General features: G+C 45.5%; 22 protein-coding genes and 1 pseudogene. 8 read left to right on the top strand and 15 right to left on the bottom strand.

Going from position 1 to position 23559, the window contains the following annotated elements; translation table 11 throughout:
- Positions 1–44: 44 nt before the first annotated feature.
- The 4 genes from efp to DWX84_RS19110 all read left to right on the top strand — a co-directional run bounded on the left by efp (position 45) and on the right by DWX84_RS19110 (position 2569).
- Positions 45–611, top strand: coding sequence for an elongation factor P (gene efp, locus DWX84_RS19125; protein WP_005861200.1), 567 nt, complete (start codon positions 45–47; stop codon positions 609–611).
- Positions 612–696: 85 nt separating this feature from the next.
- Positions 697–1404, top strand: a complete 708-nt coding sequence (gene radC, locus DWX84_RS19120; RefSeq protein WP_005866762.1) for a DNA repair protein RadC — start codon at positions 697–699, stop codon at positions 1402–1404.
- A 71-nt stretch (positions 1405–1475) separates the two neighbouring features.
- Positions 1476–1793 carry a metal-sulfur cluster assembly factor gene (locus DWX84_RS19115; protein ID WP_005861198.1) on the top strand — a complete coding sequence of 106 codons (318 nt, stop codon included), beginning with the start codon at positions 1476–1478 and terminating at the stop codon, positions 1791–1793.
- Positions 1790–2569 carry a UDP-2,3-diacylglucosamine diphosphatase gene (locus tag DWX84_RS19110; protein ID WP_005861197.1) on the top strand — a complete coding sequence of 260 codons (780 nt, stop codon included), beginning with the start codon at positions 1790–1792 and terminating at the stop codon, positions 2567–2569. The genes DWX84_RS19115 and DWX84_RS19110 overlap by 4 nt, the downstream gene beginning before the upstream one ends.
- Before the next feature lie 93 nt (positions 2570–2662).
- Here the strand turns inward: DWX84_RS19110 and DWX84_RS19105 are convergent, their stop codons facing one another.
- Complete coding sequence (locus DWX84_RS19105) at positions 2663–3481, bottom strand: PstS family phosphate ABC transporter substrate-binding protein (RefSeq protein WP_005861193.1); 819 nt, start codon at positions 3479–3481, stop codon at positions 2663–2665.
- 85 nt (positions 3482–3566) lie between these two features.
- Positions 3567–4853, bottom strand: a complete 1287-nt coding sequence (locus tag DWX84_RS19100) for a hypothetical protein (RefSeq protein WP_048927931.1) — start codon at positions 4851–4853, stop codon at positions 3567–3569.
- A gap of 255 nt (positions 4854–5108) precedes the next feature.
- Here DWX84_RS19100 and DWX84_RS19095 point away from each other — a divergent pair, with 255 nt between their 5' ends.
- On the top strand, positions 5109–6179 hold the full coding sequence (locus DWX84_RS19095) for a nitronate monooxygenase family protein (RefSeq protein ID WP_048927930.1): 1071 nt from the start codon (positions 5109–5111) through the stop codon (positions 6177–6179).
- Positions 6180–6239: 60 nt separating this feature from the next.
- On the opposite strand, the gene DWX84_RS19090 is transcribed toward DWX84_RS19095, so the two are convergent.
- The 13 genes and pseudogenes from DWX84_RS19090 to DWX84_RS22250 form a co-directional block, all read right to left on the bottom strand.
- Positions 6240–7688, bottom strand: a complete 1449-nt coding sequence (locus tag DWX84_RS19090) for a DUF3868 domain-containing protein (RefSeq protein ID WP_048927929.1) — start codon at positions 7686–7688, stop codon at positions 6240–6242.
- A gap of 18 nt (positions 7689–7706) precedes the next feature.
- On the bottom strand, positions 7707–8273 hold the full coding sequence (locus tag DWX84_RS19085) for a DUF3575 domain-containing protein (protein WP_005861186.1): 567 nt from the start codon (positions 8271–8273) through the stop codon (positions 7707–7709).
- Positions 8274–8444: 171 nt separating this feature from the next.
- The gene (locus DWX84_RS19080; RefSeq protein WP_005861184.1) at positions 8445–9056 is read right to left on the bottom strand and encodes a response regulator transcription factor; all 612 of its coding nucleotides are present in this window, start codon (positions 9054–9056) and stop codon (positions 8445–8447) included.
- A 10-nt stretch (positions 9057–9066) separates the two neighbouring features.
- Complete coding sequence (locus DWX84_RS19075; RefSeq protein WP_010185248.1) at positions 9067–9756, bottom strand: hemerythrin domain-containing protein; 690 nt, start codon at positions 9754–9756, stop codon at positions 9067–9069.
- 82 nt (positions 9757–9838) lie between these two features.
- Positions 9839–10993, bottom strand: a complete 1155-nt coding sequence (locus tag DWX84_RS19070) for a Rid family hydrolase (protein ID WP_083434130.1) — start codon at positions 10991–10993, stop codon at positions 9839–9841.
- 11 nt (positions 10994–11004) lie between these two features.
- Positions 11005–11712, bottom strand: a complete 708-nt coding sequence (locus DWX84_RS19065; protein WP_048927928.1) for a hypothetical protein — start codon at positions 11710–11712, stop codon at positions 11005–11007.
- 9 nt (positions 11713–11721) lie between these two features.
- Positions 11722–12957, bottom strand: a complete 1236-nt coding sequence (locus DWX84_RS19060) for a porin (RefSeq protein WP_005866751.1) — start codon at positions 12955–12957, stop codon at positions 11722–11724.
- Between the two features lie 22 nt (positions 12958–12979).
- Positions 12980–14386 carry a di-heme oxidoredictase family protein gene (locus DWX84_RS19055; protein ID WP_005866749.1) on the bottom strand — a complete coding sequence of 469 codons (1407 nt, stop codon included), beginning with the start codon at positions 14384–14386 and terminating at the stop codon, positions 12980–12982.
- A 17-nt stretch (positions 14387–14403) separates the two neighbouring features.
- Positions 14404–15615: an imelysin family protein gene (locus tag DWX84_RS19050; protein WP_008778472.1), complete on the bottom strand. Its 1212-nt coding sequence runs from the start codon at positions 15613–15615 to the stop codon at positions 14404–14406.
- Positions 15616–15645: 30 nt separating this feature from the next.
- Positions 15646–16959, bottom strand: a complete 1314-nt coding sequence (locus tag DWX84_RS19045; RefSeq protein ID WP_005861166.1) for a porin — start codon at positions 16957–16959, stop codon at positions 15646–15648.
- A gap of 517 nt (positions 16960–17476) precedes the next feature.
- Entirely contained in the window at positions 17477–18382 is a 906-nt protein-coding gene (locus tag DWX84_RS19040) for a transcriptional regulator (protein WP_048927927.1), read from the bottom strand.
- A gap of 15 nt (positions 18383–18397) precedes the next feature.
- Positions 18398–18667, bottom strand: coding sequence for a hypothetical protein (locus tag DWX84_RS19035; protein ID WP_005861164.1), 270 nt, complete (start codon positions 18665–18667; stop codon positions 18398–18400).
- A gap of 623 nt (positions 18668–19290) precedes the next feature.
- A pseudogene (locus DWX84_RS22250) lies at positions 19291–19528 on the bottom strand (HTH domain-containing protein); the annotation flags it as partial.
- A 452-nt stretch (positions 19529–19980) separates the two neighbouring features.
- Here DWX84_RS22250 and DWX84_RS19015 point away from each other — a divergent pair.
- The 3 genes from DWX84_RS19015 to DWX84_RS19005 are packed head-to-tail and all read left to right on the top strand — an operon-like array spanning position 19981 to position 23538.
- The gene (locus tag DWX84_RS19015; RefSeq protein ID WP_009276445.1) at positions 19981–20391 is read left to right on the top strand and encodes a phosphoribosylaminoimidazolesuccinocarboxamide synthase; all 411 of its coding nucleotides are present in this window, start codon (positions 19981–19983) and stop codon (positions 20389–20391) included.
- A gap of 37 nt (positions 20392–20428) precedes the next feature.
- On the top strand, positions 20429–21976 hold the full coding sequence (locus tag DWX84_RS19010) for an arylsulfatase (protein WP_022192541.1): 1548 nt from the start codon (positions 20429–20431) through the stop codon (positions 21974–21976).
- On the top strand, positions 21976–23538 hold the full coding sequence (locus tag DWX84_RS19005) for an arylsulfatase (RefSeq protein ID WP_005861155.1): 1563 nt from the start codon (positions 21976–21978) through the stop codon (positions 23536–23538). Before DWX84_RS19010 ends, DWX84_RS19005 begins: the two co-directional genes overlap by 1 nt.
- The last annotated feature ends 21 nt before the right edge of the window (positions 23539–23559 follow it).

Genomic DNA, 23559 nt, shown 5'->3' with positions numbered 1-23559 from the left:
CGTTACGGATTACTCTATAACATATATAAATAAAGAAAATAAATATGATCAATTCACAAGACATTAAGAAAGGAACTTGTATCCGTTTGGACGGAAAACTCTATTTCTGCGTCGATTTCCTTCACGTAAAACCGGGTAAAGGTAATACCATCATGCGTACCACATTGAAAGATGTTGTAAAAGGCGGTCAGATCGAGCGTCGTTTCAATATCGGTGAGAAGTTGGAAGATGTACGCGTAGAACGTCGCCCGTATCAGTTCACTTATACGGAAGGCGAGCATTATCATTTCATGAACCAAGAGACATTCGATGACGTGATCATCGACAAAAACTTGATCAACGGCGTTGATTTCATGAAAGAGGGAGAAATTGTAGACGTTGTTTCTGATGCATCTACCGATACGGTTCTTTTCGCCGACATGCCTACAAAAGTTCAATTAAAAGTTACTTATACAGAACCGGGTATTAAAGGTGACACTGCTACTAACACCTTGAAACCGGCAACCGTAGAGACTGGTGCGGAAGTTCGCGTTCCGTTGTTCATCAACGAGGGCGAGGTTATCGAGATCAATACGACTGATGGTTCTTACGTAGGCCGTATCCGCGAGTAATCCGGGTCTTGTCAAAATATACGGTTCCCGCTTGATAAGCAGGCGGGAACTATTTTTTTAACCAAATCATAAACCTTTCCCGACTATGAAAGAAAAGACAGGAAAACTTTCCATCAAGGAATGGGCCGAAGAAGACAGGCCCCGTGAGAAAATGCTTCAAAAAGGCGCTTCCGTATTAAGCGATGCCGAATTGATCGCCATACTGATCGGATCCGGCAACAATGAGGAGACGGCCGTACAACTCTCTCAACGGATACTTCACTCCGTAAACAACAATCTGAATACATTGGGTAAACGTTCCATCAAAGAATTAACTTCCGGCTTTAAAGGTATCGGAGAGGCGAAGGCGGTCACGATCTGCGCCGCTATGGAACTAGGGAAACGGCGGGAAACCTCAGAGGCGTCTCCTCAAGATGCTATCCGAAGCAGCAAAGACTCCTATCTCCTATTCCGTACCCAACTATGCGATTTACCTTATGAGGAACTCTGGATCGCTCTAACCAATCCCTTAAATAAGGTGATACAAAAGGTAAAAATCAGTCAGGGCGGAGTAAACCAGACTTCCGTGGATATCCGTTTGGTATTAAAAGCGGCGATCAACGCCTTGGCCTCCGGTATAATCCTATGCCATAATCATCCATCCGGCAGCCTCCGCCCCAGTACGCACGACGATGCCTTGACCGAGCGTATCCAAAAGGCGGCGAAGCTGATGGATATTAGGATACTGGACCATATCATCCTGTCCGATAGCGGTTATTATAGCTATGCGGATGAAGGAAGGCTGGTCCGGTGAAACAAATTCTCTTTTCCCCCGGTTTAGTATATAGAAGTATTAATGTATATTCGCGTATAAAACAAAAGAAGATGAACAACGAATTTCTCCAAACAGAAGAAGCGATCGTCGCTATGCTGAAGACGGTATACGACCCGGAAATACCCGTAAACGTATACGATCTTGGGCTTATATATAAGGTAGATATCGATGAGGAAAAAAATGTACGCATCGATATGACCCTCACCGCCCCGAACTGTCCGGCGGCCGATTTCATATTGGAAGATGTCCGTATGAAGGTAGAAGCGGTCGATGGGGTGAACAATGTAGAGGTAAACCTCGTCTTCGAGCCGGAATGGGACAAGGACATGATGACGGAGGAGGCTAAACTGGAATTAGGTTTTCTATGAAAATATATTTCGCCTCAGACGCACATCTGGGAGCCCGTTTCCACAAGGACCCTTTAGCCATCGAAAAGAAACTGGTACGTTGGCTGGATAGCATCAAGGAAGACGCTTCCGCCATTTGGTTTCTGGGAGATCTATTCGACTATTGGTACGAATACAAATACGTCGTGCCGAAAGGCCATGTACGTTTTCTGGGGAAATTGGCCGAGTTAGCGGACAGAGGCATAGAAATACATATCTTTATCGGTAACCATGACATCTGGATGTTCGACTACTTGCCGAAAGAGATAGGCGCCATCATCCATCGGGATACCTTGACAGTCGATTTATTGGGGAAACGTTTCTTCCTCGGGCATGGCGATGAGGTAGATTTCCGGAGTAAGGCATTCCGTCTGATCAGGGCCATTTTCCGAAACAAGTTCTGCCAATGGCTATACGCGGGAATACATCCCCGCTGGACGTTCGGGTTCGCTTTAGGTTGGTCGCTCAACAGCCGGAAGAGTGGACTGGAAAAGCAAGAGGCTAAAAAGTATCAAGGGGAAGACGCTGAATATATGGTTGTTTTCGCCAAGGAATATCTAAAGACGCATCCCGATATAAACTTCTTCATTTTCGGCCATCGCCACATCATGTTGGACTTGATGTTAAGCCGTACCTCCCGTATTCTCATAGCCGGGGATTGGATGCAATTCTTCTCTTATATCGTATGGGATGGCGAGAATCTGTATATGGATCAGTTTCTGGAAGAGACGGACGGACAATCTTATCCCAACACATAAGACAGCGTTGTCTTAACACCTTAGACAGTACTGTCGAAGCACCTTAGACAGCGTTGTATGATGTGCTCATACAACGCTGTCCGGATTCTCCGCTTACTTTACCGGGATATAACCAACCTTCTTCACCGTCGCTTGTCCTTCGGCAGACATCACATAATCGATGAACGGTCGCACCTTTGAGGCATTCTTCGTCTCATAGTAGTAGAACAACGGACGGACAACCGGATAGGTCTTATTCCTTGCGTTCTCCAACGAAGGCTCCACGTAGGATTTTCCGGCATCATACGATACATGGATCGGCTTCACTTCTTTATTCAAATAAGCAAGACCTACATAGCCAATGGCTCCTTTCGTCTGGCTTACGCTTTGGATAATGGCACCTGTAGCCGGCATGCTCAAGATACCGTTCATATAGTTCTTATTTTTCAACACGCTCTCCTTGAAGAACTCGTAGGTTCCGGAAGAAGTCTCGCGGGAATAGGCCACGATCTTCATATCCGCACCACCCACTTCTTTCCAATTCTTGATCTTGCCGGTAAAAATGCCTTCCAATTGCTCCCGGGTCAGATTGGATACCTTGTTGGAAGGATGCACGACAACAGCCAGAGCGTCATAGGCGATCACCTCCTCTTTCGTCTTCTTTCCGGCTTCTTGCAACTTCATGCGCTCGTCGAATTTCATCTTACGGGAAGCCATCGCTATATCCGTAGTGCCTTCCATCAAAGCGGAGATCCCCACGCCGGAGCCACCACCCGTCACCGTTATCTTAGCAGCTTTGTTCTTATTCATGAAATTCTCGGCTTCAGTCTGGGTAAGAGGCAAACAAGTATCGCTACCCTTTATCTTCTGGGCAAACACATTCGTAGCAAACAAACACGCTGCCATGGCAGCTAATAAAATCGTCTTCTTCATTACTTTGTATTTATCTTTTATTTACGATACAAAATAAATACTTCGGTATTTCAATGGGATGAAACAGATATTACAATCCTATGAATTAAAACTTATATTGAAGACGGACTGTCAATACATTATCCTTCCAGTCGTTCTCGTAGCCCTTCACGAGGTTACTTTTCTCATTGAAGTTAAACTCGTAGTAAGCTTGTAGACGGATATGTTTATTGAAATTATAGATACCGCCGATACCTATCGTGCTTTGAGCCAAATCGGTTTTTGAGGTGAAGCTATTTTCCGCCCCGACCTCATTTCCACTCACCTTCGTATTCGGATCGTAAACGTCATATTTCAATACGGCGGAGAAAGGAGAGGCACCTATATCCTGTACCAAATAAAAGAAGTAACCAAGGAAAGGGCGCTTGAACAAAGAATTTTCCGGCAAATTCTCCGGTCGGGTACTGTAGTTAGGGCTTTTACTGCTTCCGGCAATACCGGGTTGGGTACCGATCAAACCTTCCGCACGGAAAGTGGTCTTTCCTAAAGATGAAAGAAAACTAAACTGTCCATCCAAACCTAAATACTGGCGCTTCATATAAGTACCCGTCTCTCCCATATCCCTCTTAACGAAATGATTGCCACGCATCTCATACGCCTCGGTAGTCGGGTTGTAGACAAAACCATGGTAATAGGAGAAACCGGCTCCCCATTTTCCCCAGTCGCCTATCGCCTTCTCGGCACCCAGACGCCCGATGAAATCTTTCCGGCTATCCGTCTCCCGGTTGATACTGTTTCCGGCAAACAGACCGGCATCCAATCGCAAGAAACTCAATGGGCTGGTAGTCTTGGTACGTAAGGTAAGCATCGCTCCCAAGTCACGCTCATCCGGGAAGAAATACTGGATAATAGTCGCTCTCTCCGGAGATTCGAGAGAACTCGTGGAATAACAGACCTCATAACCGAAAGGACGGTTGAACACACCAGCCATCAACTGGCTACGCTTCGTCCAAGGGTCCTTGATACCGATATACAGATCACGGAAACTTACTCCCTTATCATTCACCTCGATCTGGACAGCACCTGTTCCGATCCCATCATTGTACTCGAACTTCATACGGCCCCGGCGGATACCGATCCGGTTAAACCCTTTATCCAAGTTCTCGTTCTTATCGCCCACCTTCAAGGTAGCGTCCTCCTGTCCATATTGGTATTGTCCTTGGATATAAGCGGAAACATTGAATTTGCTTAGCTTCTGGACTACCTTATCCAAGGTAGTCACTTCCGTAGCCAAGGAATCGATACGTTTTTCCACCGACTGATCCACCTCCTGCGCTCCCATACTGAATGGAAGCAGCACTAACATGAGCGCTATAACTTTTCCTAATTTCATTCCTAACTATAAAAACTATATTTGCGTCGCAAAGTTACAACGCTCCTGTTTCACACCCGTTTCACATACATTACAATCCTGTTACAGACGTCTTGCCTAATTATTCAGGGACGAATTTACATAAAATAATCGGTTCGTTCCATACATTGCACATGACTAGAATATTTGCGCGATAATTCTGGTCCATTTCGCACATTTATTGGGATATTGTGCTACCTTTGCCTCGATTATTGAAACACTATATTTATTTTTTTAATGAAGACATTAACAATCGGAGACCTAAAGGCTCGTATTCCAATCATCCAAGGTGGAATGGGCGTAGGCATCTCTCTTTCCGGCTTAGCCTCGGCCGTCGCAAATGAAGGTGGGATCGGCGTTATCTCCGCAGCCGGTCTCGGACTTTTATATAAGAAATTGTCACCCAGCAATTATACGGAAGCTGGGAATCTTGGGTTAGCGGAAGAGATCCGCAAGGCCCGGGAAAAAGCGAAAGGTATCATCGGCGTAAACGTAATGGTAGCTCTTTCCGACTTCGCTGAACTGGTGAAGACCAGTATAGCGGAAAAGGTAGACATCATTTTCAGCGGTGCTGGACTGCCTTTGGACTTGCCTTCTTTCCTCAAGAAAGATAGCGTCACCAAGCTGGTTCCCATCGTTTCCAGCGCACGTGCCGTACGTATCATCTGCGAGAAATGGAAGAATAACTATGATTATCTTCCGGATGCGGTGGTACTAGAAGGCCCGAAAGCGGGTGGACATCTGGGATATAAGGAAAACCAGTTGGAAGACCAGCATTTCTCATTGGAAGAATTATTACCTCAAGTCGTAGAGGAAGTCTCTCATTTCGAGCAGAAATACGACAAAAAGATCCCGGTAATCGCGGCAGGAGGCATTTATACGGGTGAAGATATCAAACGCATGATAGACCTTGGAGCATCAGGCGTTCAGTTAGGAACCCGGTTCGTTACCACCACGGAATGCGATGCCTCGGAAGCCTTCAAACAGACCTATATACAGGCCGAGGAGAAGGACATAGAGATCATCAAAAGTCCCGTCGGCATGCCCGGACGAGCCATCCATTGCAGTTTCCTTGAGAAAGTAAAGGCGGGAATCAAGCAACCGAAAGCTTGTCCCTTCAACTGTATCAAGACGTGCGATATATCACGCAGCCCGTATTGTATCGTCACCGCCTTATACAACGCCTTCAATGGGAATTTCGAGAATGGATACGCTTTCGCCGGCAGTAACGCTTGGCGAGCGAATAAGATCACTTCGGTACGAGAAACCATTACCGAGTTGATGAATGAATGGAAAGCGAAATTATAAGCACAAAAAAAGCCTCCGGGAACGGGGGCTTTTTTTTATATTCGAAGGTAAGTATCTCCATTATTGCTCGGCTAACCAAGCAGCCAGCTCATCCCGGTTCGCAGCGGCATCTTGCACGCCGGCTTGGGCAGCTTGATCGAAATATTGCATAGCGGTCGTATAATCCTTCTTCATCGCATAAGCGACACCTAGGTTATTCCATGCTTCCGGCAAATTAATACCTTGCAAACGACTGATGGCCGGATCGTAAGCACCAGTCTCAATCTCAAGGGCCGCCGTATTTAATTGAGCGATCGGGTCGGTCGGATAAAGACGAACGGCGATATCGAATACCTCCTTGAACTGATCGCTACCTTTATCATAAGAATTGGCTACCAAGAACATCTCATTCAAACTTAAATATTGAGGTTTCGTCTTGATCACTTGCTTGGCCTCGTTCACGTCGAACGGACGTGCGATATAAGCCAAGGTATAATCAATACGTCTTAAAGGAGGATAGTATTTATCCAATAATATCTTATACGTCCGACCTCCGTTCAAGGCATGTAGTTTAGCCTTGCGCTTGTTTATATCTTGAATATCCAAGATCTCCAGAATCTCCTTCTTATTCGCCAAATCCGATTTCGTAACCTCTTGACGTAATCCGATCCAATCCTCACCCATCCAATTTACTTTCATCAAGGAAGGGTCCATCTTCTCCTTATCTTTCATGTAAGCGACAAAAGCCTTGGCACGGCTCTCGGACAATCTCATATTATAATCGTAGCCACCTTCCGGGGAAGCGTATCCGGTAACCTTAAATTCGGTAAAGCTAAGATTCTTATCGTTACGGACTTCCGTTACAATCTTATTCACCTCATTCAGCACGGTAGCGTTATCCTTGAAATCACGTAACAATACGGACTTGCCTACCTCAAAGTTTAAATAAGCGGAATGCGTCTCGCTCCGTTGTTTCACTGGCTCTACCGGAGGAGTAACATAGCTAAGCTCATAAACGGGAGGGGCTAACGGAGGCAATACACGGCTCATCACCCCATAGATGTCATTTGAGACCTCACAAGAAGCGCATCCCGTGGTATTCTCATCCACCATCAAAGTAGCGTTTCGCATCCATCCCGCATAGGGTACGGACAATTCCACCGGAATCAATTCCGGCCCCTTCTTCGTCTGACGGATAATCAAGCTAGGAGTTTGGGGAAATTCATAACTATTGAAACCCAACTCACGGTTCAACGCCTTCATACGTGCCCGCCCGGTAATCACGATCGGGTTAAACTGGTAAGACTGCGATTTATCCACCGATTGCAATACCGGTGTCAGGATGACCATCTCTTGGGATTTCAAACGCAGATTGCTCAGATTGGTCGTAAAATTCATCATAAGCTGGCTTCCGTCCTTCTTTGCGCTTACATTCTCGAAACTAACAGTTCCCCGCACACCGTTCTGTGCCTGTAGGCTCACACCTCCGAGGAACAATAAAGCGATACATATACTCAATAAATGTCTCATATCTCTCTAGATCGTTTTTTAGTGGATAAAATAAATGATAGAAAGGGCCGCTTTCGTTACACCCCAATAGTTCGAGTTCTTGGTCTCGATCTTGGAGCCACATTCCCCGCAATTATACTTATCATAATGTACACGGGCATAACCGGCGCCGATAGCGGCTTCTATACTCCAACGCTTATTCAGTATCCATTGATGTCCCAACGTAAGTCCGCCACCGTACAAATAACCATCATAACGATGGTCCTTCAAATTAGGGAATATGCCAAAGGGTAATTTAATCCCGGCGATATTATACTGTCCGCCCAACGCATGCACGCCAATAAACGTACCGTTGAATTTCTCGCAAGTCCAATAACGCACTTCCGGCATGACAAGCCAATGCTTCAGTTTCTTACCGTCATTGAACTTGAAAGGATTATATCCCGCCGAGACATCCAATGTAACCTTTTTGCTTAAGCCCACCTCGAATCCTAAGTTCGGAGTCGTAGTCGCGTCGTAGAGAAGATTGTTCTTCAACGCGAAATGTTGTGCGCTCATAGATAAGGAAAATAACAATGCTAATCCAAGTAAAAATGCTTTCTTCATTTCTTATAAGCTTAATGATTTGAAGAAGAAACAGGAATAAACGGGTTTTAGTTTTCGATAAGCGTTAATAAGATATGATCATTAAATTTAATTATATTAATAGTAAAGGGAATGCGGAAGGCGCTTTTATCGCTTATCCACATTCCCTTTAACTTACTTATAAATATACGATTACTGTTTAATGTCGCCTAATTCGACCAGCTTATTGACAATCGCATAGATCGTAAGACCGCTGGCACTATGAATTTGAAGTTTCCGAGCGATATTACGGCGGTGGGTGATGACCGTATGCGTAGAAAGAAACAAACGATCCGCTATCTCCCGGTTTGTCATTCCCTTCACGACGCAGACTACGATCTCTTTTTCCCTCGAGCTTAACGATTGTTGCTCGTCATCCCCTTCCGGCTCGTCATCCGGAAGTACCTCGGCGTTCAACCGTTCCAATTTGTGCTTGATCTCATCAGGGCTATCGTATATGTTAATTTGTTCATCATAAGAACGCAATAACACACTGTCTGAGACAGAATATAATAAAGCGATACATTTCATCTCGGCACAGCCGCTTTCCTCCTTCAAATGTTGCAACGTGAAATAGCCGGGCAAAGCCGGATTCACGATCAACACATCCGGTTTGTGCATACGAAGCGAGTCGAAAAGAGATTCCACCGAATGAATCTCCACCATCTGGATACGGAAACCCGGTAACCGTTTCAACAGGTTCTCCAGTCCGCTCCTTATGATAACAGAAGGTTCGGCTATCGCAATCTTTAGATTTGTACTCATCGATTCATGCTTATAATTGTTTTTCCAAAGCCAATATGGCCGGTACAAACAAATAATCCTCCACACGGGTATGTGAAGCCAAGTCTTCCTCCGTGGCAAAAATATCGAACAAGACACTATTCAGCATATTCGTACCCGCTCCCGGATAGTATTTGATCAGGATATTTTTCAACTCCGTGATCTTCATCTCGATCTGATCATGACGCTTACGGAAGATCGTAATATTGTATTTCGGATCTCTCTTTCCTTCCAACAAATTACGGACATAAGGGAAAACAGCACGTTCCTCATAAGACATATGTTTATTTACCTCCTCCGCATACTCATCGAAAAACTTCGTGATCACAAAAGCGACATCCTCCGGGCACCCGGATATAGCGTCTACCAATTTACGACGGATATGTGGCAAGCGGAAGTTCAAGAAGTAATCATGGGCATTATGCAAATAGCGGATCAAGTTCTCGATCGACAGGCATTTGCTGATATTCTCGACAGGCGTATTCACTTCCTCGACCAAGAAATTCACGACCGTCAGGAAAGTACAAGCATCCACCCCATTCTGCCGGCAAACCTCCCCGATATTCTTCTCTCCGAACCCGAGCGCTATACCAAAGCGGCTCATGACTAAAACCATCGGATAGTTCTCGCAGATCAGATCACTCATTTTATCGGTTTCCCGGTACATTCCATTTTTATACATAGGCTTCTTTCTAACTTGTCTTGGTGTTTGAATAGCCAAATATACTCCTTTTTCTTCCATATCTCGTACATTTATTATTATTTCACAAAGGCTTAAAGGACGACTCCGTCGGCACGACCGCTATACACTCAGTCTCTATCAACCATCCGGGACGGCAAACGGGGGCCAAGACTATCAAATGTGGCAAATCCGGGTAATGCGCCTCAAAATACTTCTTAACCACCGCATAATCAGCCATATCTCTCAAATAGGTGATCGCCTGCGTAATATCACGAGTAGTAGCGTCCGCCTCTTTCAGCAACACGCTGATATTTTCCATCATCCGCTCGGTTTGTTTTACGATATCGCCCGGATAGACAATCTCTCCCCGGTTATCTATACTCGCCGTACCCGAGATGAAGACCTGTTTACGATCCCCATACGTAACAGCCGTACCCCGCTCGAAGGTTACTCCATATTCATAAGTAGGATTCAAGTGCGTGGGAGCGTAAAGGAACTGAATCTGTCCCGGCTCCAACCCATCCACCGCATAACTGTCCATCTGTACCAACACCGAGGGATCGGCATGACGTCCCTCGATACCCGTACTAGCGATATAATGCGTCTTCTCCGTAAGATTCTGCGTGATAAAAACTTCTTTCCGGGCTTTCACCACACCGGCGTAATTCACGTCTACGTTTTGCACAAAGAACCAAGTACGGACACAATGAGAGGCCAACGCACAACGCTGCCCCATCAATTGCATCACATAGTCATTCAATAAAAGCCGGGTCTGGTATTCCGAATTGGCCGCCTTATTGAAGGCACCTCCCCCCCAGAGGTGCCTATAACCGTTATGCGACGCTTCCAGCAAACCGGAATCGTGCGTTTGTACCGACATGCCCGTTTGCAAATAAGTCCACATAGCGATCTTTGTTCCATTCAAAGGCGGTTGCTGCACGATAGAGAGCGGACAAAAGGCGCTCTCGCACTCCCACTCCATCACGTTATCCGTCTGATTAGCCGCGTCACTTAAAAAATAACGGCGGAAAACGGCGGTAGCGTCATTCGATAGCTCTTCCTTCACGACAGTCACATAAACCCGCAAAAGGTTTTGTAATTGCTCCACGAAAGACAAACAAGGGTCTGTAATCGATACCATCACCTGATATTCCGTTGTTCCACCTTTGCCCGTGAATGAAGAGATCTGAACCTCTACCGCTTTATCCGTATCTATTTTTCTCGTATAATTCATCATTTTCTTTCTTATCAATTATCCAATGCCCCTCCTAAGATCCAACCTTGGATCAAAGCAAGGACCTCCTGTTTCCCAGAACTATTGAACATATCCTTATGTACCGGATTATCCTCCAATATATCCAGCAAGAAACTATCGTTTATATCACCCGGGGTCACGTAGTTCTTACCCTCTTCCGAAAGGGGCGCCTTGACATTCACTAAGGATTTATAGGCTACATCGTCCCTAAGATCCAGCTGACCGGCCAATCCCGATCCCCCGCCATGACAAGACAGGCAATTCAAGTCGAACACCTGCGCTTGTACACGTTTGAAGCTCGCTAAATCCAATTCGCCCACAGACAAATCAAGCGGTTCGTCCGAATCATCCACCGGAGACGCATAATAGGAGTAAACCAACCGCAATCCCCTACTAATCACAGCGACCTCTATACTCCTCGTATCCGGAGTGACATTATTCAATCGGAGTTTTAGTCTTTTGCCGTCTTCCGCCGGCTTACTGATACGCTGGGTTTGCAAAGGTTTCGACTTATCCTCGCCAAAAGCGCATAACGAGAGCATATTCTCCTTCGGCCAAGCTTTCAGGCCAGTGAAAGAAAGTGACACGGTAGCGGTTCGCCCGGAATCAACCGTCTCATCCGGATAAATCTTACCCTCATCACAACCCAGCCCGAATAACAGGAATAAGGCATACATTATATATAGACTATATAGTTTCATACCCAAAGATTAGAACGTGAACTGCAACATAGCCGTAGCGGAGTGACGAGCCAATCCAATAGCGTCCTCATCCCGGTCATTCTGCGTAGCATGACCGCTACGACCTAAATATTGATACATAACCTGTAGTTTCAAATTATTATTAAAGAAATAATAATTCAAACCAGCGGCGGGCATATTTAACAAACCACCCTCATCCGTAGCGTTTCGATCATAGAAATCATATCGCAAAGCACCCTGTAATTTCGGAGTGATGAAATAGCCCAATTGAGCGTAAGCTCCCCAGAAATTCTTATCCGGCTTTTGCATGATCTTGGTAAAATGCATATTCATATAATAACCTTCGGCTGCTACATACCAGCGGTTCTTGATCCATGCGAACTCAACGCCCACACGGGTGTCGCTACTGGTCAAGAACTCAGCCTCCGCATTATAAGAGGCAGATACGGCGATAGACATCTTATCGTCGTTCAGATTCTCCGGCGAGCCTTGAGACGTTGGCATCTCCCCCTTCGGCATAAAGGCCAGACGACCCGCATATAACAGCGAAGGCAACCATTTATGATCATCGCAGTTTGTCTTAGTCGCCAAATTCACGTCGATACCCGTACCATTAAAAATACCGACTTGATAATTCCATTTATCATGGATCAAACCATGTACCTGTACACCCAAGTCGAATCCCGTGGACATATTCGGTATAACATAATTCACGTCGTAAGGAAGCAATACGGATTGGGAAGCGGAATAAGGCAGTACCGGAAACAACGTCTCCCCCAAAGTACTTAAATAGCCATGCATAAACGGTGTCTTGAACTTACCGACACGGATACGAAACGATTCCTTGATCGCTACGTCGAACCAAGCCTGTTGCAATAAGGCCCCTCCACTCTTAGCGGCATTCAGCGATAAATTGAAAGTAACCCGTCCAAAAGCCTTACCCGTAAAACCGAGAATAGCGTTAGGGATCGCGAAACCAGAGTTCGCTACGCTCTTGGCATAATGGCTTTCCAGCCCTTGGTCGTCATACCGGTTGTAGCAAGCGCTTGCCTGTACCAACGCATAGGGCTTAAACAAAAAGTCACCGGCCTTGGTAGAAAAGGAAAAGCCCTTCTTTCCCGCTAGTGAAACCACATCGTTCTCTACATATTTATCATCCATCTCTTTCTTTGTATCTTGAGCTTTCACGGAGAAAACACCCGCTGATAGAAGCACCACAAGCAACGTCCTATATATTTTTTTCATTTCGATTCTATGCGTTATTTATTCATAAACTTTGTAGGAATTTAATCAAAGCGGCCCGCTCGTCTTTTGTCATGCGAGAGAATAGGGTACGCGACGCAGCCCCTTCCCCACCATGCCACATAATAGCCTCCGTCAGGTTCCGGGCACGGCCATCATGTAAATAATAGGTATGGCCGTTTACGACCTCTTGTAATCCCAATCCCCATAACGGGGTAGTCCTCCATTCATTACCGTTGGCCAAGCCACTGGGATAATCATCCCCTAGCTCAACCCCCATATCATGCAATAAAAAGTCCGAATAAGGATGGATCACCTGATTACCTAATTGAGGCAATTCCGTATTATTCAAAAGGACAGATCCGCGAGGGCGTGTCTTCAAGGAAGTCACATGGCATAAATGACATTTCGCTTGATAGAAAAGTTGCTCTCCTTGAAGAACCGTAGGATCATCCACATTCCGACGGGCGGGTACCCCCAAGGTCTGGAGGTATAAATCCACATCTTCCATATCTTCCGTAGAGACCTGCGCCCCGGTCATGGCAAAACCCATCATATTACTCTGTCCTTCTCCTACCTCATGCGGGAAACGATCGTTCGTTACACCGAGGTCGGAAGAGAATCCCAATTCCACCGTTAAGTCGGCATGATTCGCCTTATTACCAGAGATACCGATCTGCTTCTTTCCCTTTTCCGTCACATAGTTTATACGTCCACTAATACCATATTCCGGATAATTGCTTTTAGCAGCGATCTGCTTTAGCATATCCAAGTCGAGCGCCATCATCTGCCCCATTCCGACATGCCGTAAGGGTTGACGTACGGAAATCCGTAAATCCGACATCGGGATACTATCAGCATACCATTCCTTTATCTCATAATGAGGGGTGACCAACTCATATTCCTCCCCATCGGGGAACGTATATTTTTGGGAAGTAGTAGTAATCTTAACCCTTCCCTCCGGTTTCGTTCCGTATATCGCTTGATCATGTAGTACCCGGCCGTAATCTTGAAAATAGCCGCCACTTTTACGTGATATATAAATAAGCATGGATGAGAAGCCGGGGCCGGACCCTCCATCGGCTATAGCCGGACGGGTCCGCCCGGTACTTTTATGACAGGAACCGCAAGAATATCCGGCATAAAGCGGCCCTAGTCCTCCACCATCCACATTCTCAACACCGCGAGCATCGTCGTACAATCCATCACCACGATTAAATCGCGTCTCTAATTCGCCCGTAACCCAGTTTGCCTGCGTATCGTACGCATCCGGGGCATTGGAGAAAATGGTTGAGATACCCGCGGACAATTCCTTCTCGGAAGCTACCTGCCCATTGGGTTTCTTAACCTGCCAATTTTCCAAGTCCTCGGATTCGCAACTACACAGCAGACTACCGGATAAAGCGAATAATAGAAGTAATCTTCGTTTCATCGTATCGGCTTGTCCGATTAGTTCGTGAACTTAGACTTAACAACGCCCAAACCTGTCGTTAAATCAGCGCAAGCTTCTGTAGCTGTATTGATATGCTCCGTATCCCCTAGATTGTTACGGAAAGGATAGCCGATCGCATTGATAGCGTCGATTGTCTTATCAATTTGAACTACCATCAAACTATCCAACGTAGGATTAATCATTTTAGTCAACGCATGCAAGCTACTCTCGGAAGCGGATTTCTCATCCAAATCACGACCGCCGAAATAAGCGTTCTTGATACTTACGATATTGTTCTTATAGTCGTCCAAGGAATTCCAGCTATACCAAGACTCTACAGCCAAGACACCGGGGTTATTCGGGTCAGTAGCGTCTTTATTACTTCCATTCCATGCGGTCACCGGGTCAGTTATCTTAGCGGAACCTACTTCATTGGAGATTCCAGCCATACCATTATTTCCATTCAGCATAAGCTCAATCGCCTGATACACATTACCAATGGAATAGGCAGAACCGTCATGTTTCTTCATAGCCTCCGCATAAGAAGAAGGAACATCCGAAGTTCCTAAGCCTTTCAACCAACCATTGTATAAGTCTTGAGTATCAGATAACATACGTTCGGACACTAACTTCAAATACTCCAATTCATTCTTTGCGAACGGGCTTGTTTCCAGATCACGAGGCTCGCCGTCTAAGAATAACATCTTTTCCGCCGTATGGAATCCACGTAAATTTTGAGGACCATCTTCCGCATCTTCGTCTACAGCTCCTGAAATCTTGCTGAATTCTCCTGTAGCTATAATCTCCTCTATACCGTTCTTATCCAAAGGCCAGCTATCCAAGCTCGGGTCGAGCTGTGCCAAATCCGCCACACCGAACAAGAATGCCTCACTTTGTTCCCAAGGTACACGAACCGCACGCCAAGCGTCGCAGGCATCCGCTAAATCATTCTTAGAACCAGACGCGATGAACTTGTCTACCGCATTTTTATAGGCGGTCATCTTTGTCAACATGTCCTTATAGGTAGGCAAAGCTACCTCATCAACGAAAGTAGCGACAACCGCACTCATCTGATCTTCTGTTGGTTTTGCACCCGAATCCGCAGGAAGATTCTTAAAGTCATAAGTTACAACATCGGGGTCCTTGCCCGGATCATCGTTGTCTCCACAAGAAGTGAAGCTCAAAGCCACACCCATCAACATCATGGGTAATAAAAGTACTTTTTTCATATTCTTACATATATATTTGTTAATAGTCTATTATCTTGATAAGAACCAGCCGATATAAGCGATACCGACAGAAACCATATTCTGGCTATTATAATCACCCTTACCTACAATACGGTGCGCATAATCCGCCTTTACGACCAGATTAGGCAATGCGTAATAGTTAAGGCCAGCCGTAATCACGCTCTTTTGAAGACGTCTATCCGCCAGTTTATTACTGCCTTTCTCCACGGATTGCATCGGATTATAATATTCGTAGCGAACGAAAGGATAAATTCTAGGGGCTTTCCGACTAAAGAAGGAACCTACATTATAGCCAACCTCAGCCGCATAACTGACAGCGGTCTCCGCCACGGTTGAATTAGGATATCCGGAAGCTGAAGATGAGTTATTGTTTACCTTTGTCAAAGCGTTGCTGTTGCCCAGATGGCCGTAAACGATATTACCTCTGGCGATCAAATTATTGTTCGGACTTTTATATTGAGCGTCCGCCGTCACGATAGTAAGCGGATATTTCTCACCTTGGTTACGCAGCGGTTTGCTACTATTCTTAGAGGGTTGGTTATAATAAAAAGAAGCGCCCACACGTAAGCCTTTAAATTTCTTCACTCCATTATAGTTGACACGAGCCACAAAGGCAGGATGCGTAAATTGAGTTTCCTCGAAAGCGCCTTGCGTACCTTTGCCAACCCAGTTCTCCATACGGAAACCTTGTGGGTCCAGACCGGAAACGACTTGTAACTCGTAATCGAAATTTCCTAAATCACCAAATAGAGCCACACCCGTCTCATGCCAAGTAGAAGGTAATATGGTAGTCTCTCCTTCCGGACGATATACACCGAAAAAGTTCAAGGGTTCATGATGTGCGTTGGTCAAGCCTACCGGTACGATCATATGTCCAAAACGGAAGTTTAAATGCTTGTTCATCAGATAAGAGATATGGAACTGCTCCAAGGCGACCTCGCCACCTTTCTCGATCTCGGTCTCATATTCTCCATTCTCCTCGTACCACTCCACTTCCCGTGCGGCGCCTGTTCCTCCATACTCAAACTCAATCTCGGAACTCAGTACCCATTTGGGAGAGAACTTATAATCAAAAGCTAAAATAAAACGAGGGATAGAGACAGTAGCCCGATTCATATGTGATGTACCTTGAGGTGTCACCCAATTCCAATCATAATCCATATAACTGGCAGCCATCTCACCATATCCTCCAAAACGGAATTTAGAAAAACCGTCGGCATACATCTCCGATGCCTTTACGGTAGAGCTCATATTACTCTCTTGAGCATGTAGAGCGGTAAAGGAAAGTAATCCAATCGCTAATAAATTTGTTAACGTTCTCATTGCGTTTTATAATTTTTGGCAAAACTACAGGGGCTGAGAATTTGCTACAATCGCCCGAAGTAGGTAAAATAAGACCCTAATTACCTACTCATAGGTATCCCGGAAGAATATTTTCAGGACGTCACACCCAATAGGCCCCATTATTGACCCGCAAGACAACTTGATAGTTAATTTTGGAAAATACGGTTTTGTATTATTTCAGAGGTAAGCGTTAGTTATTACAAGCGAGAAGATCATTAGTTCTAAAAATCGATCTCCATGAAAAGATATATAACAATTAATAGGTATGAGCTCTCCTTTTTTACATATATATAGGTATTGCGCACCCTTATAGGCCGACGTATCTTTGCAATGTCAAAAAGAATGTAACACTATTAGTATATCGCAAACCAAAGCCTTCTGCTAATTTTATGTAAGCATATAAGATGATTAACACCGTAGTGTCGGGAAGTTTTTATTGGTTATTTCCGGCATCACATAAAAAGGGCCTCCCTGTGAAGAGAGGCTCTTTTTGTGTTCAGCTATCCGGTTCATTGATGATGTATTGATAGAGATCCGAGTCTCCGGCCTTATTCATGATCTTATGCTTTTCCAGCTGAAATTTTAACTGGTCTAAACCGAGAGGGCCGAATCCCGAAATCTTCAACAAAGAATCGAGCCCTTTCTTCCTAGCGTAGCGCAATAGGTCCTCCATAGTCTCCAGTTCCAATTTTTGGAGGCATTTACGGATGTAGGGAGACAGGGTTAGGCTTGTGACCGGTAGGGAGATCCGTTTGGCCGCATCCGTGGGGATATCGAACGATGATTTCGGAGCATCGAGACTCAAGCCACTTTTGAGGACTGCTTTATAGAGCGTTCTCAGCTCATATTCCATGTTTCGCTTCTCAAGTCGCAGGCGCTCTATCTCTAGGTCTTGACAGCTGATCGTTTTCTTATATTCGGCTAAGAATCCGGTGTTTTCCTGCAAGCGGAGTACTATGTTCTTATATCGGTAGCACATCCTATCGTAAGATATATCGCAGCGTTTGGCTACGTCCAGTATTTTTGCCCCAGAGGTTATTTCCGTGAATATATACCGATCTTGCTTATCATCTATAAATGTGGATAGTTCGGCGATGATTTGTTTAAGTAGGGGAGAGATGTTCTTTAAGGATCGTAGGCAGAAAAGGTAATCGTCGTACTGGGCGATAATCTCGTCGGCTTCCTCCTCCTTGTCTTGAATGACCAGTTGCAAGTATAGTTTTTGAATCCCTAGATGTTCGATATGGGCAATGAAATCACGTAGGTTCTCAGGATCTACCATACGTGTACCGGTTCTCGTATGGAAAGAGGTTATCTTTCGGGATTTTACCCAATCTTCAATCTCCTCGTACGGGAAACCGGTAATACGGGCGGCTTCTTCTATGGATATGAGTTCTGGCATAAGCATAAGATTGTATTACGAATAAAGTTGTTTTTGTTTAGTTAAAATGCGGAATTTGGAACCGACCAATAACGGTAAGTAGATCAGGTATTCTTTTCGCATCTCAATTAAGAAATAAGAGCCATCATGGGACACTCCCGTAATGTCACTATATCTCCGCACGATACCATGTATCTGGAATTCCCTCTCATTACAATAAAACCCTAACTCTGGAAAATACTTGCTGAAACAAGCGGAGTAGTAAATAAAGAGATTCTGGATCTCATCAATATTACAAGCGTCCATAAGCCATTCACTTTACATGATTAATTATTAGATTTACAAGATCCGGACATGTTTTAGAAAAGATGTCCTTCGTAAAGACGAGCGCTATATGGCTTTTGTTAAGTAGTGGTCCTTTCTTATAAAATAAAGGAAGGGCGAGGACTGAACATTTATGTAGACGAAGGTTCGGCTAAGACCCAACTCCCAATAAAGTCAGCCACACGCCCCCTTTATCTGTATACAAAATATATCCATACTATATTAGCATAGATAACACGTATATCCAGTAAAGGGTTGCGGGGCCTTCTTCGTGCATAGGGAGATTTAAGAAAATTAGCCGATTTTCGTCCTACAGCACAAATATCACACGCAACACGAGGCTCTTAATTAAAAAGCCTTTTCTTGTCGCAAATATACGTATTAATAATATTTCAACCTAAGATAATCCATATGTTTTTTAGTTTATCATTGTTTGATACCAATTATTCGCTTTGACTTATCCAGTCATGCAAATGTATAATATTTTATTTGATTTTCAAACTCCAATACCTCACTTCCAAAGCAAGCTAACTTACTTTTTTCGCCCAATTTTGTCTCCAGTTGTAGAGACGCAGCGTGCTGCGTCTCATCCCCTCAAAATGGTAACTTAAAATAATACGCCAATAACCACCAAAGTCTGCGCCTTCACGAGACAATATACCCATAGAACGCAATTTTGCGATTTGTTTTTCTACAGCACGGGAACTTATACCTAATTTTATAAGCCATAGCTTCGGCTGACATAGAAAGGTCGGAAATGACAAGGTCGATGATCTTCTGTGCTGTTCTACCTATATTTTTAGGCTTATCCGCAGTGTCTCCGAACTCACTCTCCGAACTTTTCTTCATTTACAAGAATGTTTGCTGGCATCCACTTGGGTAGGAAGTGAATCCCATGTCATGTGCATACCCTTCAATATCAATATTACCCACTCTTGTATAGGCAGTGCGTGTTCCGTCTTGGTAATAATAATATACAATAAGGTATACAAATGGCACAAATATATAAATTGTTTAATATCAACACCTTAAAAACACGATTGTGATTTTTGAAAAACACGTACGTGTTTCTGTAAAAAGTCGTACATGTTTTTCGGGAAACGCGTACGACTTTTTACAGCATCATTCGATAAGGAGCAAGAGCGTACATGAAAATATACGATAAGCCCCCCTTTTAACCAGAGCCAAAAAGCATTTCTTCCTAAGCTCCATCTCATTGATATTTTGGTGTAGTTACCCTGATTCTGAAATAATTTGGTTATTTTTGTATATAATTAATGTCCATAGAACATGCCATGAATAAGAAATTGCAGATACACAACAGCACGGCTGAATTCTTGATTTTCCAAATAGAAAATAAAGAAGAAGGTATAGAAGTCTTATATCAAGACGAAAGCCTTTGGCTGACGCAGGATGCTATTGCCGTATTGTTCGATAAAAGCCGTTCCACTATCACGGAACATCTACAAAATATATTTCAAAGCCAAGAATTACAAGAAGACTCAGTCTGTCGGAAATTCCGACGAACTGCTTCCGATGGCAAAAGCTACGCAACTAAATATTACAAGTTTGCCATTCGCGGCTATGTCGTTGATAAGAAAAGATTTGAGAAATACCGTATCATTCAAGACCGTCTATTCCAATCCGATTTTGATAAATACCAGACAGATAACCTTCTTGATTTTGATAACGAAATAGAGTCATAATACAAACTCTTTATAGAACATCTAAATAATAAACAACATGAAATCAACACTTATCGTAGGGATCGGTGCCTCGCTTCTTACAGCCGGTATCGCAAAAGCCCAACAGAGACAAGACATTACACCTAGAACGCCAAACGTATTGTTCATCTATGCGGATGACTTGGGATATGGAGACTTGGAATGCTACGACGGCACGCAAGTGAAAACCCCGAATATCAACCGGCTCGCCAAGAACGGTATCCGCTTCACCAACGCTCACGCGACCGCCTCTACCAGTACGCCCTCCCGATATTCCATGCTAACCGGAGAGTACGCATGGCGCCGCCCGGGAACGGACATCGCCGCGGGAAACGCCGGAATGATCATACGACCGGAGCGTTATACGATAGCCGATATGTTCAAGAACGCAGGATACGCCACGGCCGCTATCGGCAAATGGCACCTTGGCCTAGGAGACAAAGCGGGAGAGCAAGACTGGAACGCCCCACTCCCCACCGCCCTTGGCGATCTGGGATTTGATTATTCCTATATCATGGCGGCGACGGCAGACCGCGTCCCCTGCGTATTCATCGAGAACGGGCAGGTGGCGAACTACGATCCGGATGCCCCGATCTATGTCAGTTACCAGCAGAACTTTCCCGGAGAGCCGACCGGAAAAGATAATCCGGAATTATTATACAACCAGAAGCCTAGTTTCGGGCACGACCAATCCATCGTAAACGGAATCAGCCGTATCGGTTACATGAAAGGTGGCGGCAAGGCGCTTTGGAAAGACGAGAATATCGCCGATTCTATCGTGACACACGCCATCGATTTTATCAAGGAGAATAAAGAGAAGCCTTTCTTCATGTATTTCGCCACGAACGACGTGCATGTACCCCGCTTCCCGCACGACCGTTTCCGGGGAAAGAACCCGATGGGCGTGAGGGGCGACGCTATCGAGCAATTCGACTGGAGCGTAGGCCAATTGATGAAAACATTGGATGAGATGGGATTGACGGAAAACACCTTGATCATCTTGTCAAGCGATAACGGACCTGTCGTAGATGATGGTTACGCGGACCGGGCCGTGGAGCTACTAGGCGATCATAAACCCGCCGGACCGCTTAGAGGTAATAAATACAGTGCCTTCGAAGGGGGAACCCGTATCCCGGCTATCGTACATTGGCCAAAGGAGATCAAGCAAGCCGCCGTATCAGATGCGCTAGTGAGCCAGATCGACTGGTTCGCCTCCCTTGCCTCACTGACGAATTCCCGTCTTCCGGAAGGAAGCGCGCCGGATAGCTATGATTATCTGGATACTTGGATCGGGAAAAGCAAGGAAGACCGCCCGTGGGTAATCGAGCAAGCGCTTAATAAGGCACTTTCCGTCCGTACGAAAGATTGGAAATATATCGAGCCGAGTGTAGGTTCCGCTATCATGGAATATGAGAAGATTGAGACCGGATATTCCCCCGAGCCTCAGTTATACGACATGACGAAGGTCTACGAGGAAGGAAACAAGGCCTTGCAACATCCGGAGATCGTTTTCCAATTGCAGGGAATCTTAAAAGGAGTTCGGGATCACACAATCAAGGCTAAATAATGGAAAGAAGAAACTTCATTAAATCATCCCTCGGAATCGGTCTGGGTGCGACACTTCCGGGGATGACGCATAGCAAAAGCGGGAAAGAGGCAGAGACCGCCGTCTCTCCCGCCATGCCCGTAAAGAGCGGTAAGCCGCATATCATCTTGATCATGACCGATCAACAACGGGGCGACGCCCTCGGCTGCATGGGAAACAAGGCGGTGATCTCACCGAATATCGACCGGCTGGCGCAAGAAGGCTCGTTGTTCGTGAGCGGATATTCCTCCGCTCCAAGTAGTACTCCGGGACGGGCCGGTTTATTGACCGGGATGTCTCCTTGGCATCATGGTATGCTGGGATACGGACGCATGGCCTTGAAGTATCGTTACGAGATGCCTCAGATGATGCGGAATCTGGGGTATTATACCTTCGGGATCGGTAAGATGCATTGGTTTCCGCAGAAAGCGCTTCACGGATTCCACGCGACCTTGATCGACGAGAGTGGCCGGGTGGAAAGTCCCGATTTCATCAGCGATTACCGGGAATGGTTTCAATTGCAGGCACCCGGCAAAGACCCGGATCTTACGGGTATCGGCTGGAACGACCATGCCGCCGGTGTCTATAAGTTAGACGAACGGCTTCATCCTACGGCTTGGACCGGACAGACCGCTTGCGAGTTGATCCGGAACTACGACAACGACAAGCCCTTATTCCTCAAGGTATCATTCGCCCGCCCGCATAGTCCTTATGATCCGCCTCAACGTTATCTGGATATGTATAAGGACGCGGATATCCCGAAACCCCATATAGGAGATTGGTGCGGACAATACGCCGAGCCGAAAGATCCTCTCCAAGGAGCATCGGATGCCCCATTCGGTAATTTCGGGGATGCGTATGCCATAAACTCCCGTCGCCATTATTACGCCAATATCACCTTTATCGACGATCAAGTAGGGCAAATCATCCAGACCCTAAAAGACAAAGGTATGTACGACAATGCCCTGATTTGTTTCACGGCGGATCATGGCGATATGTTGGGCGATCATTATCATTGGCGGAAAACCTATCCGTACGAGGGTTCGGCCCATATTCCTTATATCGTAAAATGGCCCGCCGGTATATCCAAATCCATACCGGACGGAAGCAGCATAGAACAACCTGTAGAACTGAGAGACTTCTTGCCTACCTTTATCGATATCGCCGGCGGGTCGGTTCCTCCCGATATGGACGGGCGGTCTTTACTCAAGCTGATCCAAGGCCAGCAGGAACAATGGCGCCCCTATATAGACATGGAGCATGCCACTTGCTATAGCGACGATAATTACTGGGCAGCCCTTACCGATGGGAAGATTAAGTATATCTGGAATTTCCACAACGGAAGCGAGCAGTTGTTCGATTTACGGGAAGACCCGGGAGAGACACATAACCTTAGTGAGGACGCAGCCTATCAGAATAAGTTGTCCGAATTACGCAAGATGATGGTAGAGCATCTGTCCGAGCGAGGAGACTCATTCGTGAAAGACGGTAAATTGATGACTCTCGATACGACCCTATTGTACAGTCCCAATTTCCCGAAATAAGGGACGAGCGAGCCTCGTCCC

The sequence above is a fragment of the Parabacteroides sp. AF21-43 genome, assembly GCF_003635435.1.
Taxonomy (GTDB): Bacteria; Bacteroidota; Bacteroidia; order Bacteroidales; family Tannerellaceae; genus Parabacteroides; species Parabacteroides distasonis.
The sequence above is the reverse complement of the archived record's forward strand: the minus strand, read 5'-3'. Positions and strand labels throughout refer to the sequence as shown.

What these genes read in the sequence shown, in the direction of transcription:
- radC (WP_005866762.1), top strand. Translation starts at nt 697, where the DNA reads ATGAAAGAAAAGACAGGAAAACTTTCCATCAAGGAATGGGCCGAAGAA.
- DWX84_RS19070 (WP_083434130.1), bottom strand. Translation starts at nt 10,993, where the DNA reads ATGATGAATTATACGAGAAAAATAGATACGGATAAAGCGGTAGAGGTT.
- DWX84_RS19040 (WP_048927927.1), bottom strand. Translation starts at nt 18,382, where the DNA reads ATGCCAGAACTCATATCCATAGAAGAAGCCGCCCGTATTACCGGTTTC.
- DWX84_RS19080 (WP_005861184.1), bottom strand. Translation starts at nt 9,056, where the DNA reads ATGAGTACAAATCTAAAGATTGCGATAGCCGAACCTTCTGTTATCATA.
- DWX84_RS19095 (WP_048927930.1), top strand. Translation starts at nt 5,109, where the DNA reads ATGAAGACATTAACAATCGGAGACCTAAAGGCTCGTATTCCAATCATC.
- DWX84_RS19090 (WP_048927929.1), bottom strand. Translation starts at nt 7,688, where the DNA reads ATGAGACATTTATTGAGTATATGTATCGCTTTATTGTTCCTCGGAGGT.
- efp (WP_005861200.1), top strand. Translation starts at nt 45, where the DNA reads ATGATCAATTCACAAGACATTAAGAAAGGAACTTGTATCCGTTTGGAC.
- DWX84_RS19050 (WP_008778472.1), bottom strand. Translation starts at nt 15,615, where the DNA reads ATGAAAAAAGTACTTTTATTACCCATGATGTTGATGGGTGTGGCTTTG.
- DWX84_RS19045 (WP_005861166.1), bottom strand. Translation starts at nt 16,959, where the DNA reads ATGAGAACGTTAACAAATTTATTAGCGATTGGATTACTTTCCTTTACC.
- DWX84_RS19055 (WP_005866749.1), bottom strand. Translation starts at nt 14,386, where the DNA reads ATGAAACGAAGATTACTTCTATTATTCGCTTTATCCGGTAGTCTGCTG.
- DWX84_RS19105 (WP_005861193.1), bottom strand. Translation starts at nt 3,481, where the DNA reads ATGAAGAAGACGATTTTATTAGCTGCCATGGCAGCGTGTTTGTTTGCT.
- DWX84_RS19005 (WP_005861155.1), top strand. Translation starts at nt 21,976, where the DNA reads ATGGAAAGAAGAAACTTCATTAAATCATCCCTCGGAATCGGTCTGGGT.
- DWX84_RS19110 (WP_005861197.1), top strand. Translation starts at nt 1,790, where the DNA reads ATGAAAATATATTTCGCCTCAGACGCACATCTGGGAGCCCGTTTCCAC.
- DWX84_RS19010 (WP_022192541.1), top strand. Translation starts at nt 20,429, where the DNA reads ATGAAATCAACACTTATCGTAGGGATCGGTGCCTCGCTTCTTACAGCC.
- DWX84_RS19060 (WP_005866751.1), bottom strand. Translation starts at nt 12,957, where the DNA reads ATGAAAAAAATATATAGGACGTTGCTTGTGGTGCTTCTATCAGCGGGT.
- DWX84_RS19100 (WP_048927931.1), bottom strand. Translation starts at nt 4,853, where the DNA reads ATGAAATTAGGAAAAGTTATAGCGCTCATGTTAGTGCTGCTTCCATTC.
- DWX84_RS19015 (WP_009276445.1), top strand. Translation starts at nt 19,981, where the DNA reads ATGAATAAGAAATTGCAGATACACAACAGCACGGCTGAATTCTTGATT.
- DWX84_RS19035 (WP_005861164.1), bottom strand. Translation starts at nt 18,667, where the DNA reads ATGGACGCTTGTAATATTGATGAGATCCAGAATCTCTTTATTTACTAC.
- DWX84_RS19115 (WP_005861198.1), top strand. Translation starts at nt 1,476, where the DNA reads ATGAACAACGAATTTCTCCAAACAGAAGAAGCGATCGTCGCTATGCTG.
- DWX84_RS19075 (WP_010185248.1), bottom strand. Translation starts at nt 9,756, where the DNA reads ATGTATAAAAATGGAATGTACCGGGAAACCGATAAAATGAGTGATCTG.
- DWX84_RS19085 (WP_005861186.1), bottom strand. Translation starts at nt 8,273, where the DNA reads ATGAAGAAAGCATTTTTACTTGGATTAGCATTGTTATTTTCCTTATCT.
- DWX84_RS19065 (WP_048927928.1), bottom strand. Translation starts at nt 11,712, where the DNA reads ATGAAACTATATAGTCTATATATAATGTATGCCTTATTCCTGTTATTC.